We start from the raw sequence: 16,705 nt of genomic DNA on the forward strand, positions 1-16,705 counted from the left end.
TGGCCCAACTGGGCCAAACTGTTCTTCAACAACAAAGGCGTAGCCGCCCACACCACCGACATCTGCCAGAACTACCCACCCAACGACATGTCCGTCTGGGACTGGCACTAGAGGTCTCAGCTCGGATGCGCCGGGGCGCAGGCCGAGTAGTAGTAGCCGCTGTCGTTCGGCGTGACGAGGTTGTGGTCGCGCATGATCATCACCGGGGGCCGTCCGACGCCGTTGCACGCTGAGTCGAACGCTTCAGGCCCCAGTTCATCGGTGTACTCGATGTCGAGCACGACCGGGTATTGCGTTGTGTAACTGTCGCATTCACTGAACTGGGCACATGATTCGGTGATGGCGAAGTCGTAACCGGCCGACCGGAGCCGCCCGGCGATCTCCGCGCCGTTCTTCTGCGCGATCGCCAGGCCGGACTGATGAGCCATCCGCGCGTACGTCGCCGCCATCGCGACGTTGTCCTCGACGGTCAGCCGCCCCGCCGAGCGCGTGTACGAGTCGAGGTTGTCCACTTCGACGGCCGCGTACCCCTTCGCCGCGCATCCGTCGATCCATGGTTTGACGATGGCGGCCAGCGCCTCGCGCTTCGGCGCGGTCGATGTGTCAAGCAGGTACTCGTCCGGCCAATCGGGGTCGACGAGCGGCTTCCCGCCGAGCTGCACCACCAGATCGGGATGCCGTTGGGCGACGTCGGCGGACTCGGCCGGCTGCGTCTGAAAACCATTGACATAGCAGATGTCGTAGCCGACGCCGGCCGGTTCGTGGGTGCGGTCCCGTTCGACGGTGCCGACCTCCGCCGGAGGCCGATAGGGGCCGCCCAGTTGATAGTCGAAGCCTGCATTGCGGTCGGGCAGGCGCAGCGTCGACGTTGCCGACGGCGCCCCGGGCGCTGCCTGTCCATCGGTCGAGCAACCGGCCAGGGCCAAGCACGCGGTCGCCAGGAGTGTCAGCGCAGGAGTGCCTGGTCGCACGATGCGATCCTAATCGGATCTACCTGGCGTCCACCACAGCGGACAGATCACGCGATCACGAAGCCGAGACGACGACCGCGCCGGCCCCCAGAATGGCGGTCAGGCCGATGGGTTCGCGCCCGGTGGGCCTCGCACCGAGTAGACAGGCGGCCACCGGCGCGATCAGGTGCTGACGGATCGCTCGGCGCAGCCCGCGCGCCCCGTAGATCGGGTCGAAGCCCCGGTCGTGCAGGAACGCCACCACGTCGTCGTCGACAGCGAGGGTGACGGACTCGCGTGCGAGACGGGCCGTGAGCAACTCGACCTCGCGTTCGGTGATGGCTCTCGCCGTCGCCGGGGTGATCGGGTCCATGACGACCGTCTCGTCGATGCGATTGAAGAACTCGGGGTCGAAGAACGCCTCGGCGGCGTGGCGGATCAGCTCGCGGGATTGGTGCGCACTCACCCCGCGGCGTGGATTCCACCAGCGCCGGGTCCCTTTGGATCGTTGTTCGCGCGCGACGGCGTGCGAGCCCAGGTTCGAGGTGAGAAAGATGTAGGTGTTGCGAAACGATATGGTCTCGCGCCCGTTGGCAAGTCGCAGCTGGCCGCAGTCCAGTACGTGCAGGAGGGCGCGAATCACCGTGGTGTCGGCCTTCTCGATCTCGTCGAACAGGACGATCCCCGGCGTGAACGGATCGCCTTCGATCTTGTCCTTCTGGAAAACCGTGAAGGACTCTTTGCTTCCGGCGTATCCGGGTGGCGCGCCGGAAAACGATGCCGCGTAGTGCTCCTGCGCCAGCGCGGCCATATCGATGCGGCACAGGTCGTCGGGGCCGGAGCGCAGCTGGGCAGCGACCCGCCGGACCAGATCGGTCTTGCCTACGCCGGTGGGTCCGACGAGCAGGATGCTGGCCAGCGGGCGGCCCGGGTCGGCGACGCCGGCCGCTGCGATGGCGACGGCCCGGCCGACGGCGGCCACCGCGTCCTCTTGACCCAGGATGTGCGCGCCGAGGGCACCGGTGAATGCCCGCTGATCGAACCCCGGAGCGCGCCGCCCGCCGATGTCGCTGGGCTGCAGGGCGGTTCCGTTCTGCTCGTGGAACATATCGGTGATGAACGGCATGGCGTGCCCGGCTACGCTTCGGCGGTCTCCTCGACGGGAAGGGAACCGACCCGACAATCGGCGACCCCCACGGTATCGCGGGTGATCGACTCGACGACCTCCTGCGCCTTCTGCGCATCGGTGACCCACAACTTGTAGAAGTCGAACGGGCAGTCGGCCACGCCCTTGTCCCCGTCGCCGGCGGCGTGCACGCCCGAGTAGCCGCGGTGCAGAAGCTTGAAAAGGTGGTTCTGGGACTGGTCGAAGTGGCGGGCGTCGCGAATCGCGGACAGCGACAGCTGCGCGAACTGGATGCCGTATTCCTCTTCGCCGGTCTCCCCCAGGGTGCGGCCGTCGAACCCGATGACCGCCGAATGACCGAAATAGGAATAGACACCGTCGAATCCGGCCGCGTTGGCGACCGCGACATAACAGTTGTTGGCCCACGCCATGGCCTTGGCCATCAGCACCTGCTGGTCTTTGGCGGGGTACATATAGCCCTGGCAACGGACGATCAGTTCGGCGCCTTTCATCGCGCAGTCCCGCCAGATCTCGGGATAGTTGCCGTCGTCGCAGATGATCAGCGAGACCTTCATGCCTTTCGGGCCTCGGGACACGTAGGTCGTGTCGCCGGGGTACCAACCCTCAATCGGACACCAGGGCAGTATTTTTCGGTACTTCTGAACGATCTCGCCGGTGTCGTCGATCAGGACGAGGGTGTTGTAGGGAGGCTTGTTGGGGTGATCCTCGTGCCGCTCACCGGTGATCGAGAACACGCCCCACGTCTTCGCCTTGCGGCACGCTGCGGCGAAGATGTCGGTCTCATCGCCCGGAATGGTGGCCGCCGTCGCGTACATCTCGTCGGGGTCGTACATGATGCCCTGCGTGGAGTACTCGGGGAAGACCACCAGGTCCATGCCCGGCAGCCCCGCCTTCATCCCGACGACCATGTCCGCGATCTTGCGGGCGTTGTCGAGCACCTCGGCCTTGGTGTGCAGGCGCGGCATCTTGTAGTTGACGACGGCCACCCCGACGGTGTCCGGGCTGGACGAGATATCCCCATGGCGCATGGGCTCTTCTCCTAAAGGTGTTGACAATTAGAGACATTGGTGACTGCACGAGATGTGGGCACGGCTCGTCGCCCGATGCCGCCGCAAGGCAGCTGGCGCGAAACCCACGCGGACGGCCCCTGCGCACGAGGCCATCGTCGACTAAACAATTCTCAATTGAAAATATATGCGGCCCGGCGTGGTGTCAAGAGATGCACCGCTGTTCGGTTATGTCAGCTTCGCACCGGCAAGGTGGCGAGCACGTCGAAGTCGAACGTGTTCGCCGCGGCAAGGTGCACCGGCTGCACGGTGGATCGGGGCTCGAACTGGATTGTCCCTCGCGGGCTTTCGTACGAAAGGCGATCCGGTGGGGCGATATCACCGAGGCGGCCGGCCTTCGTGATGAGATGTGCGAGCAATGTCGCTCCCTCATAACAGGATTCGGCAACGCCGCTCAGCGGCGGGGCGTGCGTGCCATGCATCGTGCGATAGCGTCCGATCAACTCCATGGACGCAGCGCCGATTATCGAGCGAAAGTATGCCGCGGCGGCGAAGAGACCCCGGGTGCCCTCCTCGCCACTGGCCAGCAGCATGTTCTCGTCCATCAGCGGACTGAATCGGATGAAGGAATCGTGGGCACCCAACTCGGCGCACGCGCGATTGAATGCGATGGCATCCTGCCCGACCAGCAGCATGAGCACGCCGTCGCAGCCCGAGGCCAGCGCAGCACCGGCGACGCCGTGCATGGCGTCGCTGCCCAGTGCGACCAGTCGCTCCCCGACGATCTCCAGATCCAGGGTGTGCGCGTAGTGTCGCACGGCGGCCATGGACGATCGTGGCCACACATAGTCGTCACCGACGACGAACCATCGCCGAACACCGAGGTGGTCCCGTAACCAGCGCAGCGCCGGGAAGATCTGACGGTCCGGCGTCTCCCCACAGCAGAAGATGTCGCGGCGACCCTCCCCGCCTTCGTACAGCGCCGGATAGGCATACGGCACCCGGCCGGCGACGATGGGAGCCAACGCATTACGCACCGAGGAGATGTGCCATCCGCTGACCGCGTCCACGGCGCCGGCGGCGATCATGGCACCCACTTCGGTGGCCACCCGCGCCGGCGCGGACCCACCGTCGACGATATCGATGACGACCTCACGGCCGAGCACGCCGCCGGCGGCGTTGAGGTCGCGCGCCACGAGGTGGCTCACCGCTTCACAGGCCGGACCGAAGACGCCACCAGGACCTTGCAGCGGGATGACCATGGCCAGCCGCCACTCCTGGTCGCGATTCCGTCGCTCCGGGCCCGTCAACGCTATGACCTCACCACCATCTGCGTGCGATCGTCTACTATCGTTTTCATTCAAAAGTATCGCGCGGTCGGCGGGGATCGGCAACACAAAGGAGTGGGCGAGCTATGGCCAACGGCACCTCGGAGGGGCTCGCCGCCGCGTCGGTCACCACTGCCGTGCTGCGGGCGTCGCGGCGGTTGACGGCCCAACTGGAGGCGGAACTGCAGGACGACGCGCTCGGTATCGACCACTGGCTGGCCGTGGAAGCCCTGGCGAGCGGTGACGGACTCACGATGGCCGATCTCCAGTCGGCGACCCTGACGCCCGGCCCGACGCTGACCAGGGTCGTGGACAAGCTCGTGGCACACGGCGCGGCCTACCGCGAGGTGGACGCCGTCGACCGGCGCAAGGTCAGGGTGTATCTGAGTACACGTGGCGCCAAGCTGTACGAACGGCTGAGCCGGTCGATCGCCTCCGCCGAGGCGGGCTGGCTCGACAGTGACGGCGCCGAACTCGCCCAGGCGTTGTTCGGGAGGGCGTTTCAGCGGCGGTGATGTGCTGCCGCACTGATCCGGGAGCGGGAACATCTCCGGTCAGCCGATCGCGTGGGGTCACCTCGCAGCCGTCGCTCGGCGACCCAGCCGCCAACTTCAGAACCCCATTATTGCGCGGGTCTTCGAAGCCGGGCGCACGCCGCGGCGTCCGGAGCACCGGACGCCACATGGGAGTGGCAACCGCTGTGGTGTCCAGTGCGTGGGTCCGCTGCACGTTGCAGTGACGGCAGCGATGCGCTCAACAAGACCGTGCCGTCAGCCCCGCGGTCCTACTTCCATTGTCCCCCAACGACATACACCGCAAGGCCCAACGCGGATGGACCTACCAGCGCTTTCACGGAGCCAAGATAGGGATGCTCCGGAGACAGCGCCGATGGCTGAACCTGTTTATCAACAGCATGGATACCGTCACCAATATGACAATGGGAACCAACGGCCTAGACATCGTCACCCATGGTGCCGGTCTTCGGCCAGGGCGGCGTCGCGGCTATCAGGAAGCCGACGAACAGCAACGGGACACCGATGAAGATGAAGAGCCATACCGCCATGGTTTGGTTCGAAACCAGTAGCAGCAGCGTAATCACCGATAATGGGCCCATTGCGACTGCCTCGCCGACGAGAAGAGGCCTGCGTTGCACTTCGCCCTCTCCGACGCGGCGTGCGACCCGCAATGCGAAGGCATTCCAGCTGCCTGCCACCGCTATGACCGCCAACGTGGCTAGGCCAATCGGAATGAGGCCAAGGCCGTATCCCTCATCGGCCATCACAGGCTCTGTCCACCAGCGATATCCGCATATCAGCATCGCTAGGACGCTTACCGCCGACACCGCGGTGAGCAGTCGCAACTGTTTGTCCGAGACACGAAGACTGCTCGATCGGGAAGAATATCTTTTCGAAACCGGCACCGACTCCTACCGACTCACCCACACTAAAGCCCACCGACAATCCCTAGTGCAGAAGATGGGTTCATCGCATCAAATCCGCCACACGCAGCACTGCTTGCTTGGCCTGATCCACCACGTATCCCTCGCCGATAAATTGAACCTTGAACGTTGGAGTGATGTAGGTCAAATTCACCTCGCAACCTGGTTCATATCGCTCAGCGCTACCGTCGTAGATGACGAAGACCGCATCCGGACGTTCCTGGCCGTCTGGCTTGGCCAGCGAATACGCCGGCATCACGGGAGTGGACGGATCCCAGTCTCCCTTCTGGTTGTAGATCTCCTGCACGTCTGTCTGACGGTACTTCGCCCCGACCAGAAAGTGGTTGCCTGAGGACTTTTCTTCCCATGAGCACGATGTTCCATTCTCGATGTCCTCTTGGCTGCGGATGAGGTTGACCGGGTCCAGATGAGCGACCATGTCGTGCAGTGCTTCGGCGATCTGGGCGCAGGTCGGCAGACCGGGCGCCCCAGCGGCGGGCTGGTCGCCGCTGCCGGAGTTGTTGTCACCGCAGCTCGTGGCCATAAGGATCGCTCCAATCATGGTCAGGGCGAGGATGGCTGTGCGTCGGGTGGTGGACATGTCTATGTGCACCCTCTCGGAGCAGACGAGGGGTAGGCGGTGATGATCTTTCCGCCGCCACCGTCAATGATGATGTTTGCCCACAGCGTCTTTCCTGTCAGCTGCCCGCCATTTCGGAGGTTCTTCTCGAACAAGAGATAGCCGATCATCAATACTCGCCGATAACGCCCCGGGATTGTCTTCAAGCGGAGCATCATCACCATCGTCGGCCAACTGCATCGTGCAGCGCCCCCGGGCGCCACACCGGGAGCTTCATCGAGGCCCGCCGGTCATATTGACTTTGGCCCAGGCCACGTAGCCGGCTGCCGCTCGCGTACAACCGTCGTAGTCGTCCCCGGTTTGCCCGAACACGGTGGTGCATTGGATCGACATATGCGCCAGGAGTCGGTTGTTACAGGACTCCACCGACGTCTGGGCAGGAGCGGTCGCCAGGCACTGCTGCTGGGTTGCACACGCAGCCACGAAACTGGCCACTCGCCCGTCGGCACTGGTGTAGACATCGGGACCGCCTTGGCAATGCGCATCGCCCTGCGCGGCAGGCACATTCACCCCGGGCGGTAGCCCCTGCCAGTTGGCGCTCGGCGCACCGGTGGTCGGCACGTCGGAAGCCCGGTAGGACAGCGCGATGGTGACCGGGAACGCGAAAATGTTCGCGGGCCCCAGATCGATGGTCAGATTCGACTGCCCCGGCGGGAAACCCGGCCCCAACGTGGGTGTCACCGCCAGCGGTGCCTGGTTGGCATCGGTAGCCGCGGGCACACTGAACGTGCCGATCACGCGGGACGGATTACTGGCAGCGGCATCGGTTTCGACCAACACCACGTTGGGTCCCTGCCGCAGGTGGGTGGCCACCGGAAGTTTGATCCCGAACGGAATGGTCGAGGCGGAGAACACACTCTTGCGGGTCACCGTAATATCCACTCCACCACCGGTATAGGGCACCACCGTGTAGTCCACATCGGGCGAGCCGTACACCGCGCCCCCACCGGGCAACCACGCCGCCGGACCCAACGTCACCTCCCCGGGCAGGTGGATCGAGATCTGCCGGTTCGGGTGCGCGGTCGGTGCGAAGATGCCGTCCTTGGCCCACATCGGGACCGTCGCCTCACCGCGCTCAACCTGAGCGGCCAACGGGGGCTCCAACCCGGCGGTCTCGCCCTGCGGCGTCGTCGAGGAAATCCTGGCCCCACCAATCGGATTGACCCGCCCGGGATCGGCAGGCATCGGCCGCTGCACAGGCAACGGCACCGCAGGCCGCGTCGGGTCAGTCGCGACCGGCTCGGCGTGCGCAACCCATCCACTACTGAGCACAGCCGCAGCAAGAACCACCATGAACCGCCGGATCAGCATCACAGGTCTTTCGGCTCGCCGTAGAGAGTTTGAGTGTCATTGCCGTTGTCGGTGCGGATCCGGATCGTGGCATACGACTGGATCTTGACCTGGCCACCGCAGCCATCGGCTTCGATGTTCTGATCCCGCAGATTCGACACCGCATGCATATTGCGCAGACTGATCCGGTCCAGCGGAACCTGCGCCAGCCCACCAGGTTTGAGCACCACCCGGATATAGCCACCCAAATGTTCCTGCACGCCCAACGTCGCACCGGCCGACGCCCCGCCGAACCCACCGCCCTGGCCACCCCCGGACCCGCCACCGCCGTACCCGCCGCCATAGACCTGACCGTTGACCTGTTGATACGGATCGATCCCGATATCGCCACCCACCTCGACCCCCGCCGACGAATCGGTACGGCAACCGACGAAATACCCGGCCTCCAACTGCGCATCCTGGATCACCGACGCGCCTGAGCCGCTGATCCGCGCCTCCGCGCGCACCGACACCCGGGCCTGCCACGAGTTCGACGCACCCGCCAGATTGTCGATGTGGTTGATCACCTCGTTGGTGGTATTCACATCGATCACCCACCCGTCATCGGTGACAAACTGCGTCCACCGATCCGGCATCACCTGAGGATCGGCGGCACTCCGCGGCGCGGCACCGACGACGAGTCCTCCCAAGACAGCGAATACCGAGGCGGCCAGAAACACGCGAGACGAGCAGACGCGCCGCACCACCATTGAGCAGATCCCCCCGTTGCCCCATGTGACGAACACGCCTTGTGAGGAGTGTCATTCACGTTCCCTGCCGCAGAGTGGCATATATACGACTGATGTGTCAATCTGACATTGATGGTTGTTGGTCAGCTAAGTCGTCGATCGGCGACCGGCGACCGCACCCGCGGATTCAAGAGGATTTTCTTGCCACATTGGGTAGGAAGGAGTGGCTGATGGTCGAACGCGGAGGAACCGGTGACGCACAGCCGGTGGGACGGCGCCCACGGACGCGGGTGCCATCGGTGGATCCGGAGAGTTTCGCGGCTCGGCTCAACCGACTGTTCGAGACGGTGCATCCACCCGGCCGTGGTCCGTACTGCAGTCGAGAGTTGGTGCGCGCGTTGGAGGATCGCGGTCTGGCATTGTCGGCGCCGTACCTGTCCCAGTTGCGGTTGGGGCGGCGAGGCAACCCCTCGCTGGAGACGATGGAGTTGATCGCCGAATTCTTCGGCATTCGCATCGACTACTTCACCGGTCACGATGAGAGCTACCGCCGGAGACTCGAAGAGGAGCTGAACTGGCTTGACGTGTACCGAGATCCACAAGTCCGCAGCCTTACCACCGCTCTGCTCCAACTGTCTCCGGCCCGGCGCGAGAAACTTCTCACCGCCGCCGGCCTCTGACCGCCGCGGCAACCCATCACGTGCCGGTGACCCCCAGAACGCGCAGGGCGTTGTCTTTCAGGACACGGGGCAACGTGGCCGCCGGGATATCCAGATTGGCGAAGTCGTCGCGCCAGCGGTCCGCATCGTGAACGGGATAGCCGGAGCCGAAAAGAACTTTCGTCGACAACGAGGTTTTGATGGCGTGGACGAGTTGCGGCGGGAACTGCGTGGGAGATGTGCCGGACAGGTCGATGTAGACATTGGCCTTGTGTGTTGCGACGGCGATCTGAGCGTCGACCCACGGCACCGCGGGGTGGGCCATCACGATCGTCAACTCGGGGAAGTCGGCAGCCACGTCATCGAGCAGCATGGGATCGGAGTAGCGGAGTTTGATGCCACGCCCGCCAGGCCGCCCGGCGCCGATACAGGTCTGGCCGGTGTGGAACAGCAGTGGCAGCCGATACTCGGCGACGGCCTCGTAGATGGGATAGAAGCGCCGGTCGTTGGGTTCGAACGCCTGCATGCTCGGGTGGAACTTGAACCCGCGCACACCGTATTCGCCGATGAGGCGGTGCACGCGACGCACTGCTGCCGTGCCCTGCCATGGGTCGACCGAGCCGAACGGAATCAGCACATCCCGATTGAGCGCGGCTCGTTCGGCTATCTCCTCGACGGAATTGGGTTCACGACCCGTCGCCGCGGTGGCGTCGACGGTGAAGACCACGGCGGCCATCCTGCGGTCGCGGTAGTACTGCGCCATTGCGTCGATGGTGGGGATCGGTCGCACCGACGGGGACGCAAGGGAATGGACAGAACGCACGGATTCTCCGTCGAGCCAGCGCCGGCCGGTCCAGTCGATCGACACGTGGGCGTGAACATCCAAGGCTTCGATCGCGTCGAAATCGACGCCACATGCGTAGACAGTCATGACCGAACCGGGTCCGTCGCCTCAGGCTCCGTGTTACCGGCCCATATGGCGATCCCGATTCGGAGGTTCGGCGCAATCCTGATGGTGCGTCGGCAACATGTCAGCATGCTGATTAGTCGCAGTTACGGGCGCATTCCGAATGGTGTGCTGCATCACACCACCGCTGCGATGGCCACTAGTCGGCTGGGACCGCGCTCCGTCGTCAGCCCGGCGTGGTCCCGAAGCCTTGCATCTCCCTGGTGAACTCGAACGGCTCGTCATCGGCGAAGGTATCGGTCGCGAAGTCGCGGTGCGCCATGGCTCCCCAGGCTCGACGGCGCTGCATGGCCAGGTTTCCCGCGTCGTACAGCGGGAAGACGACGGCCTCCCGGTAGAGCTTGGCCAGCGGGAACCGCGTGTCCAGCGCGTTCACCCCGACGATTCTCATGCAGTCGAACACCACGCTCTGCATCAGATCTCCACAGAAGGTCTTGTTCATCCCGCTGAGCGCATGCCCCTGGCCGGGATGCCGGTCCAGGTAATGTGCGGCCTTCCAAGAAAAGTATCGAGCTGCCTCGATGCGGGCCGCGACCTCGGTGAGCAGATTCCCGACCGCTTGGTGGTGGATGATCGGCGCGGAACCACCGCCGGTGTAGGTCTTGGCCCACTTGAGCGCAAATTCGTAGGCACAGCGCGCCACGCCGACCGCGGCGATGCTGGCTATCGGCGCAGACCAGGTGAAATTTCGGTTGATCAACAGATCACCGTCACCGTGGGCCAGCACATTCTGCTCGGGCACCTTGACGTCACGAAATGTCATGGTGACGTTTTGGCAGGTGCGGTGGGCCAGCTTGTCGATCACTTCGTACTCGATGCCGGCCGTGCCCCGTTCGACGACAAAGACGCTCAGGGCCCCGGCGCTGCCCTTCGTGCAATCCGTTCGCGCGACGCAGACATTGAGGTCTGCGCCCTGCAGGTCCCAGCCGCCGGCGTTGCACGGCCAGTGCTTCTCGCCGTTGAGGGTGTATCGGCCGTGCCGGGAATGGTGCCGGGCCAGCAGCTGGATACCCGCCGACGGGCTCGGGTGGTCGAAATTGGCGGTGCCGCCGCGTTCACTGACCACCCAGCCGGCCAGGAAGGAGCCGTCCCGGTCGGCGGCCGCTCGACCGATCCACCGATCGCGTTGTTCGTCACTGCCGTGCCACAGGATCGGCATCAAGGCCAGACCGTTGACGAGGATCGTCGTCGGAAATCCAGGGTCGACCGCGCAGAGCTCCTCGATCGCGATGAGGAAGTCGACATTCGAGGCCCCGCCCCCTCCGTACTCGCGGGGCAGGAACATCGTGGTGAATCCCGCCTCCGCGGCCTGCCGATACACGGGCCGCATGGCGCGGAACGCTTCTTGGGGGTCGGCCAATGCGTCCGCACGCTCCGCGACGGGGCGCAGCACTTCCGTCGCGAACTCCCGCGCTCGGCGTTTGAGCGCACGCTGTTCGGCAGTCATCGCGAAGTCGATGGGCATGCAGGTGCTCCTTACCGCCGGTGATGCGATGCGCCGACGCTCAACCGCTGGTGAGGCCCAGGGCGCCGCGAAGTCCGTAGTCGTTGCTCGCGATGTCTTCCAGGGTCGAGCGATCGAGCACCTCGAAGTAGGCCTGTACGGCATCGGAGAAGACACTGCGCGCGCCGCACACCCCGGCCACCCGGCAATAGCGCGCGGGGCCGAGGCACTCGACGACGGCGAAGTCCGATTCCATCGTTCGCATGACGTCGCCGATGCTGATCGTGGCGGGGTCACGGGCCAGCTCGACGCCGCCCGAGCGTCCCCGCGTCGTGTGAACAAGACCCGCCGCCGACAATCGTTGGACGACTTTGTCCAAGTGGTTTCGCGAGATTCGGTGGGCCGCAGCGATCTCTGCGACCGACCCGCGTCGGTCAGGCGCGACGCGCAGATAGAGCAGCACTCGCAGTGCGTAGTCGGCGTGGTTGGTGTGCTTCATGTGGCCGCGGCTTCCCTTGACGATTGCACTGTCTCACTGTGCCACGGCCGATCGGCGGCAGCGCGATTTGTCCGAGTCCGCTCGGCGGCGGCCGGCCCACCGTGGCGGGCCCGACGGCGCGGAGACCGTCGGACCCGGCGGTGGGTTTCGGCCTCACCCGGCCATGGTGCCGATGCTCTCGTGCTGCTTGCCGAACTTGACGTACTCGTCCTCCATGATCGCGCGCGGGTTGAAGTCGGGATCGGCGATGATGCCGTGCACTCGACGACGCTGCATGCCCATGTTGCCGCCGTCGTAGATCGGCAGAACCGCGGCCTCGCGCAAGATCTTGCCGAAGCCGTTCTTGGTTTCCAGGCTGTTGACGCCGACGATCTGCATGCATTTGAAGACACAGTCGAACATCAGCTCGGTGACCTGGATCTTGTTCATGGCTCCGACCAGCTCGGCGTGTTGATCGTGCTTGTCGAGGTAGTCGGCGGCCCGCCAGGAGAACGTGCGGGCCATCTCGATCTTGGCGGCCACGTCGCCGAGCACATAGCCGACGTTCTGGAATCCGATGATCGGGGTGATCCCACCGGCGGTGTTGTTCTTGGCCCAGTCGAGCGCCATTTCGTACGCGGCGCGGGCCATGCCGACGGCCGCGATCGCCGCGACCGGACCCGACCACGCGAAGTTTCGGTTGATCACCAGATCGCCGTTCCCCTGCGCGCCAGGCAGGAGGTTGGCAGCCGGAATGCGGGCGTCTTCGAACACGATCTCGGCGTTGGACGCGAGTCGGTGACCGATCTTGTCGAGGTGCCGGAACGTCACCCCGGGGGTATCACGTTCCAAGACGAGCGCCGAGAGTCCTTCGGTCCCACCCCTTTCCGAGTCGGTCCGAACGATCAGCGTCCCGGCATTGACGCCTCGCTCGTCCCAGCCGGCCGATGACGGCCAGTACTTGCGACCGTTGACGACGTAGTCGTCGCCGTCGCGGACGGCCGTCAACCCCACACCCGCGGGCCGCGGCAGGGGGATGTCGAAGTTCGCGGTGCCGGAGGGATTTCCCGGCGGCTCACTGGCGGTCCAGCCGCCGAGGTACTCGCCGGTCGGGTCAGACGTGGCCGCCCGAAGGAAGCGCTCCTTCTGTTCGTCGCTGCCATACCAGGCGATCGGCATGAGCCCCAGGCCATTGCACAGCACGGTACATGCGAACCCGGGATCGACGACACAGATCTCCTCCGCGGCGATGACCAGGTCGACGCACGAAACCCCGCCACCACCATATGCTTTCGGCAGCATGCACATCGCGATGCCGGCGTGATAGGCCTCGACATAGGCCGGTTTGGTCAGCTGGAAACCCTTCAGCGGATCAGGTTCGGCATCGGCGGTCGCGACCGCGGGTGCCAACACCTCCTGGGCGAAGGTGCGCACCTCATATTGCAGCTTTCGCTGGTCGTCGGACATGGTGAAGTTGATCGTCATGGCTACTCCCGGTGTGTATGGCGGACGGAATGTGCACTCGCCTGCCGCGCTGCAGCGGCGGACCACCAAAGGTTCCTAAATCGGTATTTCAAATACCGTGTTTCTGGGTTTCGTGGTCGTTGCCGCGGATTACGCCCGCCTCACGGCACGCGCTGATGTCCCGTGAGGCATGTGTAATACGAAGGGACTCGAAGGCCGTCGAACCGGGCCGGCCAGGATCCGTTTGCAGCAGTCCGGAGCTGATCAGCTACGAAGACAGCGGGGATCTCAGCAGCGGATCGTCGACGTGTATCTGCTTGTAGCGAACCCACGGCGCCATTACTGGCCCTACGCCACTGCCCCGCGGAAGACTCCGCAGATCTACCTTCCACTGACCACTCAGCCGCACCGCCGAAGTCCGCCGGGTTCGCAGTCGAGCAGGTAGAGCTGCACCGGGGCGGGCGATGCTGCCAGGCCGGATGGCGAGCAATCGATGCGTCCGAACGCTACGCCGGTATCGAGCGGTCACGGCCACGCGTGCAGGCGGTGGACACCGCCAGCATGCCAGCGGCAGTGACCTCGGCCCACTTCTCTTTCATTGGTTGACACCCTGGCCACCCAGCAGGTGTGCATAGGGATCACTGTCGGTGCCGACATGCTCGGGCATGGGATAGTAGGGTTTGATCAACAAGTTGCCCTCCGCGTCCCATGCGAGAGTTTCTATGCTGTAGGCAGATTGCACGTCGGGCTCGGTGCCGAAGAAGTTTTCGCAGCACATTGTGGCTCAAAGGGTTTCGATGTTCGTGTCCAGGCTGAGATCGGTCCACGCCAGCACGGCTTTGACCGCTTCGACGCCGACGTTACCTGTGGTCCATTGCGCGACCCGAAGTCGTGCGCTGGCTGCCCTCAGACATCAATAAGCGTCCTTCAGTCGATTGCCACCGGTCTGAGCACCGAGCGCAGCTAGAGCTTGAATCGTCCGGCGAACCCGCGCAGCGGAAGGTCGGCGCTGGTGATGATGCCCGGTCGGGCTGCGACCACGGACTTGATGGCGTTGAGTGCGGGCATGCCCGTGACGGTCATGCCGATGGAGGCGAAATTGTCCGGGTTGGACAGGTCGACGCCGGGCTTAGGGAAAATCATGTGTTTGTTGTAGATGTTGGGGTCACCTTTGATCTGAGTGATGTAGCAGCCCTTGATATCCCAGTTCGGTTCGGTGTGTGGGGTCATCTGCCATTCGAGGTGGGTCTCCACGCGCGGTATACCGCCGACTGTGCCGACGTACTTGATGTAGTTGGCGCCAAGGGATCCCTTGGGCAGCTGATACCAACCCAGGTCGACATCCTTGGTGCAGGCTCCGAGCTCGTATTCGAACTTCACCTCGTCGAGTTCCAGCCCGAAGCAGTCAGCCATCATGTAGACCGAGTCGGCGAACACCTCGGTGTATTTGCGCAGCCTGCCCGGGATAGAGGGGTCGTCGATCGGCAGGCCGTAACCAACTTCGATCCAGGTGTCCTTTGAGTGATGGCAGGACACGTCCACGGACTCGATCGTGGTGATGTTCTCGATCTCGGCGACATCCGCCGAGCAGACGACGCCTAGGATTTGATTGAGGCCGGGGTTCATTCCGGTCCCGTAGAACGTGGAACCGCCCTTCTCGCAGGCCTCTTGGAGCAGCTGGGTGACGGGTTTACCGGATTGGTGCGGGTGATTGGCGTCGCGGTGGAAGCCGGTGATCCAGTCGGCGGTGGTGACGACATTGATGCCGGCCTCAAGTACCTTGACGTAGAGATCTTCGTCGGGGAACACACCGTGGAAGGTCAAGACATCAGGCTTCGCGGCGACGATTTCCTCCACCGTGCCGGTGGCGATCACCCCGTTGGGGGCGACTCCCGCAAGTTCGCCGGCGTCTTTGCCGATCTTGTTCGGCGAATAGCAGTGCACACCAACAAGTTCGAGATCCGGCTGATCGGCGATCCGTTTGATCATCTCGGATCCGACGTTGCCGGTCGCGACCTGAAACACCTTGATTGTCATCGAAACCCTTCCTGGCTCAGTTCGTTCGGTCAGTGCATGGCTCGGGTGGCCAGATCGGCGGCGCTACCGCCTTTGCCGTCGGGGTAGAACTTCAACGCCCAGTTGCGGATCGCGGTGAATCCTTCGAGTTCCGAGCTGGCCAGCGCCGGCGGATCGGAGTAGCGCTGATGTGACCAGATGTGGATGTCTTGGCGGAACTGCCGGATGACTTCGTTGCCGAACTCCTCGGCTTTGGCACGGGCTCGCTCGGGGTTGCGCACCTCGCTTTTCGGCCGTCCGATGTAGACCATGAAACGGATGTCGGAGGTGCGATCATCGACAGGCGTGATAGCCGAGATCGTGCGGTTGTCGATCATCCCCCAACTCTTGGTCACCGCGATGCCCAGACCGCCGTTGATCGCCTCGACACCGCTGTTGATGTCCTCGATCCGCTGGCCTTCGTCGCCTTCGAACGTGATGGTGAAATCGACGTAGGACACCGGGTCGTCGAAGTCGTGCCGGGTGAAGATGGGATTGATGGGCGTGCCGTGCACGTACTTGAAATGGGCGAAATCAACGCCGTTTTCGAGCACGTACTGAGGATGCATCTCCCGGCCCTGTTCGAACAATCTCTGCTGGGGGTAGTAATCCTCCTCGCTGCTGCCGTCACCGAAACTGGCGAACACGTCGGGAGCATCGAAGAAGGGGGCACGGTCCTCGATGTCATGCCAGATGTAGATCGACGCGTTGCGTTCGGTAACCGGATAGGTCTTGATGCGACGGCCCCGGTTGGGTCGGCTCTCGTACGGGATGCAGACGTTGCGGCCCTGCTGGTTCCATTGCCACCCGTGAAAGGGGCACTGCAACAACTCGCCTCGTACGGTGCCGCCATATCCGAGGTGGGCGCCCAGGTGCTCGCAGTAGGCGTCCATCACCGTGACCTGACCAGACTCTGAGCGCCAGGCAATGAGTTCCTGACCGAAGTACTTCATGGGGTGGACGTCACCGACGCCGACCTCGTCGGACCAGGCAACCTGGAACCAGCCGGTCGGCCTCATCGAAAGAGGCGGCTTAGCCATAGCCGGAAGCATAGAACAATCAATGAAAGTTGCATAGTGCCCTTTATGATTCTCTTTGAGCCGCGCTATC

The 16,705-nt window shown here is 64.0% G+C and carries 17 protein-coding genes; 3 read left to right on the forward strand and 14 right to left on the reverse strand.

Features of this window, described 5'->3' with window-relative positions:
• Positions 1–111: DUF5078 domain-containing protein (locus AWB94_RS09360; RefSeq protein ID WP_133058216.1), on the forward strand; the 111-nt coding region annotated here is incomplete at its 5' end.
• A 5-nt stretch (positions 112–116) separates the two neighbouring features.
• On the opposite strand, the gene AWB94_RS09365 is transcribed toward AWB94_RS09360, so the two are convergent.
• The 4 genes from AWB94_RS09365 to AWB94_RS09380 form a co-directional block, all read right to left on the reverse strand.
• Positions 117–926 (reverse strand): endo alpha-1,4 polygalactosaminidase, encoded by an 810-nt coding sequence (locus AWB94_RS09365; protein WP_206779531.1) that lies wholly within the window; start codon positions 924–926, stop codon positions 117–119.
• Positions 927–1,026: 100 nt separating this feature from the next.
• Positions 1,027–2,076 (reverse strand): AAA family ATPase, encoded by a 1,050-nt coding sequence (locus AWB94_RS09370; protein WP_062655042.1) that lies wholly within the window; start codon positions 2,074–2,076, stop codon positions 1,027–1,029.
• 11 nt (positions 2,077–2,087) lie between these two features.
• Positions 2,088–3,125 (reverse strand): aliphatic amidase, encoded by a 1,038-nt coding sequence (locus tag AWB94_RS09375; protein ID WP_062655043.1) that lies wholly within the window; start codon positions 3,123–3,125, stop codon positions 2,088–2,090.
• A gap of 212 nt (positions 3,126–3,337) precedes the next feature.
• Positions 3,338–4,366: a substrate-binding domain-containing protein gene (locus AWB94_RS09380; protein WP_062655044.1), complete on the reverse strand. Its 1,029-nt coding sequence runs from the start codon at positions 4,364–4,366 to the stop codon at positions 3,338–3,340.
• Between the two features lie 152 nt (positions 4,367–4,518).
• On the opposite strand from AWB94_RS09380, the gene AWB94_RS09385 reads away from it, so the two are divergent.
• Positions 4,519–4,947 (forward strand): MarR family winged helix-turn-helix transcriptional regulator, encoded by a 429-nt coding sequence (locus AWB94_RS09385; RefSeq protein WP_062655045.1) that lies wholly within the window; start codon positions 4,519–4,521, stop codon positions 4,945–4,947.
• A 437-nt stretch (positions 4,948–5,384) separates the two neighbouring features.
• Here the strand turns inward: AWB94_RS09385 and AWB94_RS09390 are convergent, their stop codons facing one another.
• The 4 genes from AWB94_RS09390 to AWB94_RS09410 all read right to left on the reverse strand — a co-directional run bounded on the left by AWB94_RS09390 (position 5,385) and on the right by AWB94_RS09410 (position 8,435).
• A complete protein-coding gene (locus AWB94_RS09390) occupies positions 5,385–5,711 on the reverse strand; it encodes a hypothetical protein (RefSeq protein ID WP_062655046.1) in 327 nt (108 codons plus the stop codon).
• Positions 5,712–5,913: 202 nt separating this feature from the next.
• Entirely contained in the window at positions 5,914–6,471 is a 558-nt protein-coding gene (locus AWB94_RS09395) for a hypothetical protein (RefSeq protein ID WP_062655047.1), read from the reverse strand.
• Between the two features lie 252 nt (positions 6,472–6,723).
• Positions 6,724–7,695: a hypothetical protein gene (locus AWB94_RS09405; RefSeq protein WP_234811670.1), complete on the reverse strand. Its 972-nt coding sequence runs from the start codon at positions 7,693–7,695 to the stop codon at positions 6,724–6,726.
• Between the two features lie 125 nt (positions 7,696–7,820).
• Positions 7,821–8,435, reverse strand: coding sequence for an MspA family porin (locus tag AWB94_RS09410; RefSeq protein WP_234811671.1), 615 nt, complete (start codon positions 8,433–8,435; stop codon positions 7,821–7,823).
• A 323-nt stretch (positions 8,436–8,758) separates the two neighbouring features.
• On the opposite strand from AWB94_RS09410, the gene AWB94_RS09415 reads away from it, so the two are divergent.
• Positions 8,759–9,208, forward strand: coding sequence for a helix-turn-helix domain-containing protein (locus AWB94_RS09415; protein WP_234811672.1), 450 nt, complete (start codon positions 8,759–8,761; stop codon positions 9,206–9,208).
• Positions 9,209–9,224: 16 nt separating this feature from the next.
• Here the strand turns inward: AWB94_RS09415 and AWB94_RS09420 are convergent, their stop codons facing one another.
• The 6 genes from AWB94_RS09420 to AWB94_RS09450 all read right to left on the reverse strand — a co-directional run bounded on the left by AWB94_RS09420 (position 9,225) and on the right by AWB94_RS09450 (position 16,635).
• Entirely contained in the window at positions 9,225–10,118 is an 894-nt protein-coding gene (locus AWB94_RS09420) for an amidohydrolase family protein (protein WP_062655049.1), read from the reverse strand.
• 202 nt (positions 10,119–10,320) lie between these two features.
• Complete coding sequence (locus AWB94_RS09425; RefSeq protein ID WP_062655050.1) at positions 10,321–11,619, reverse strand: acyl-CoA dehydrogenase family protein; 1,299 nt, start codon at positions 11,617–11,619, stop codon at positions 10,321–10,323.
• Between the two features lie 40 nt (positions 11,620–11,659).
• On the reverse strand, positions 11,660–12,097 hold the full coding sequence (locus AWB94_RS09430; protein ID WP_062655051.1) for an RrF2 family transcriptional regulator: 438 nt from the start codon (positions 12,095–12,097) through the stop codon (positions 11,660–11,662).
• A 153-nt stretch (positions 12,098–12,250) separates the two neighbouring features.
• Positions 12,251–13,561, reverse strand: coding sequence for an acyl-CoA dehydrogenase family protein (locus tag AWB94_RS09435; protein ID WP_062655052.1), 1,311 nt, complete (start codon positions 13,559–13,561; stop codon positions 12,251–12,253).
• Between the two features lie 942 nt (positions 13,562–14,503).
• Positions 14,504–15,577 (reverse strand): NAD(P)H-dependent amine dehydrogenase family protein, encoded by a 1,074-nt coding sequence (locus AWB94_RS09445; RefSeq protein WP_062655054.1) that lies wholly within the window; start codon positions 15,575–15,577, stop codon positions 14,504–14,506.
• Positions 15,578–15,606: 29 nt separating this feature from the next.
• The gene (locus tag AWB94_RS09450; protein WP_062655055.1) at positions 15,607–16,635 is read right to left on the reverse strand and encodes an aromatic ring-hydroxylating dioxygenase subunit alpha; all 1,029 of its coding nucleotides are present in this window, start codon (positions 16,633–16,635) and stop codon (positions 15,607–15,609) included.
• Positions 16,636–16,705 lie beyond the last annotated feature (70 nt).

This window comes from Mycolicibacterium canariasense, assembly GCF_002101555.1.
GTDB classification, from domain to species: Bacteria; Actinomycetota; Actinomycetes; order Mycobacteriales; family Mycobacteriaceae; genus Mycobacterium; species Mycobacterium canariasense.

What these genes read in the sequence shown, in the direction of transcription:
- AWB94_RS09370 (WP_062655042.1), bottom strand. Translation starts at nt 2,076, where the DNA reads ATGCCGTTCATCACCGATATGTTCCACGAGCAGAACGGAACCGCCCTG.
- AWB94_RS09425 (WP_062655050.1), bottom strand. Translation starts at nt 11,619, where the DNA reads ATGCCCATCGACTTCGCGATGACTGCCGAACAGCGTGCGCTCAAACGC.
- AWB94_RS09395 (WP_062655047.1), bottom strand. Translation starts at nt 6,471, where the DNA reads ATGTCCACCACCCGACGCACAGCCATCCTCGCCCTGACCATGATTGGA.
- AWB94_RS09380 (WP_062655044.1), bottom strand. Translation starts at nt 4,366, where the DNA reads ATGGTCATCCCGCTGCAAGGTCCTGGTGGCGTCTTCGGTCCGGCCTGT.
- AWB94_RS09390 (WP_062655046.1), bottom strand. Translation starts at nt 5,711, where the DNA reads ATGGCCGATGAGGGATACGGCCTTGGCCTCATTCCGATTGGCCTAGCC.
- AWB94_RS09435 (WP_062655052.1), bottom strand. Translation starts at nt 13,561, where the DNA reads ATGACGATCAACTTCACCATGTCCGACGACCAGCGAAAGCTGCAATAT.
- AWB94_RS09415 (WP_234811672.1), top strand. Translation starts at nt 8,759, where the DNA reads ATGGTCGAACGCGGAGGAACCGGTGACGCACAGCCGGTGGGACGGCGC.
- AWB94_RS09405 (WP_234811670.1), bottom strand. Translation starts at nt 7,695, where the DNA reads ATGCCTGCCGATCCCGGGCGGGTCAATCCGATTGGTGGGGCCAGGATT.
- AWB94_RS09410 (WP_234811671.1), bottom strand. Translation starts at nt 8,435, where the DNA reads ATGCCGGATCGGTGGACGCAGTTTGTCACCGATGACGGGTGGGTGATC.
- AWB94_RS09420 (WP_062655049.1), bottom strand. Translation starts at nt 10,118, where the DNA reads ATGACTGTCTACGCATGTGGCGTCGATTTCGACGCGATCGAAGCCTTG.
- AWB94_RS09385 (WP_062655045.1), top strand. Translation starts at nt 4,519, where the DNA reads ATGGCCAACGGCACCTCGGAGGGGCTCGCCGCCGCGTCGGTCACCACT.
- AWB94_RS09445 (WP_062655054.1), bottom strand. Translation starts at nt 15,577, where the DNA reads ATGACAATCAAGGTGTTTCAGGTCGCGACCGGCAACGTCGGATCCGAG.
- AWB94_RS09430 (WP_062655051.1), bottom strand. Translation starts at nt 12,097, where the DNA reads ATGAAGCACACCAACCACGCCGACTACGCACTGCGAGTGCTGCTCTAT.
- AWB94_RS09375 (WP_062655043.1), bottom strand. Translation starts at nt 3,125, where the DNA reads ATGCGCCATGGGGATATCTCGTCCAGCCCGGACACCGTCGGGGTGGCC.
- AWB94_RS09450 (WP_062655055.1), bottom strand. Translation starts at nt 16,635, where the DNA reads ATGGCTAAGCCGCCTCTTTCGATGAGGCCGACCGGCTGGTTCCAGGTT.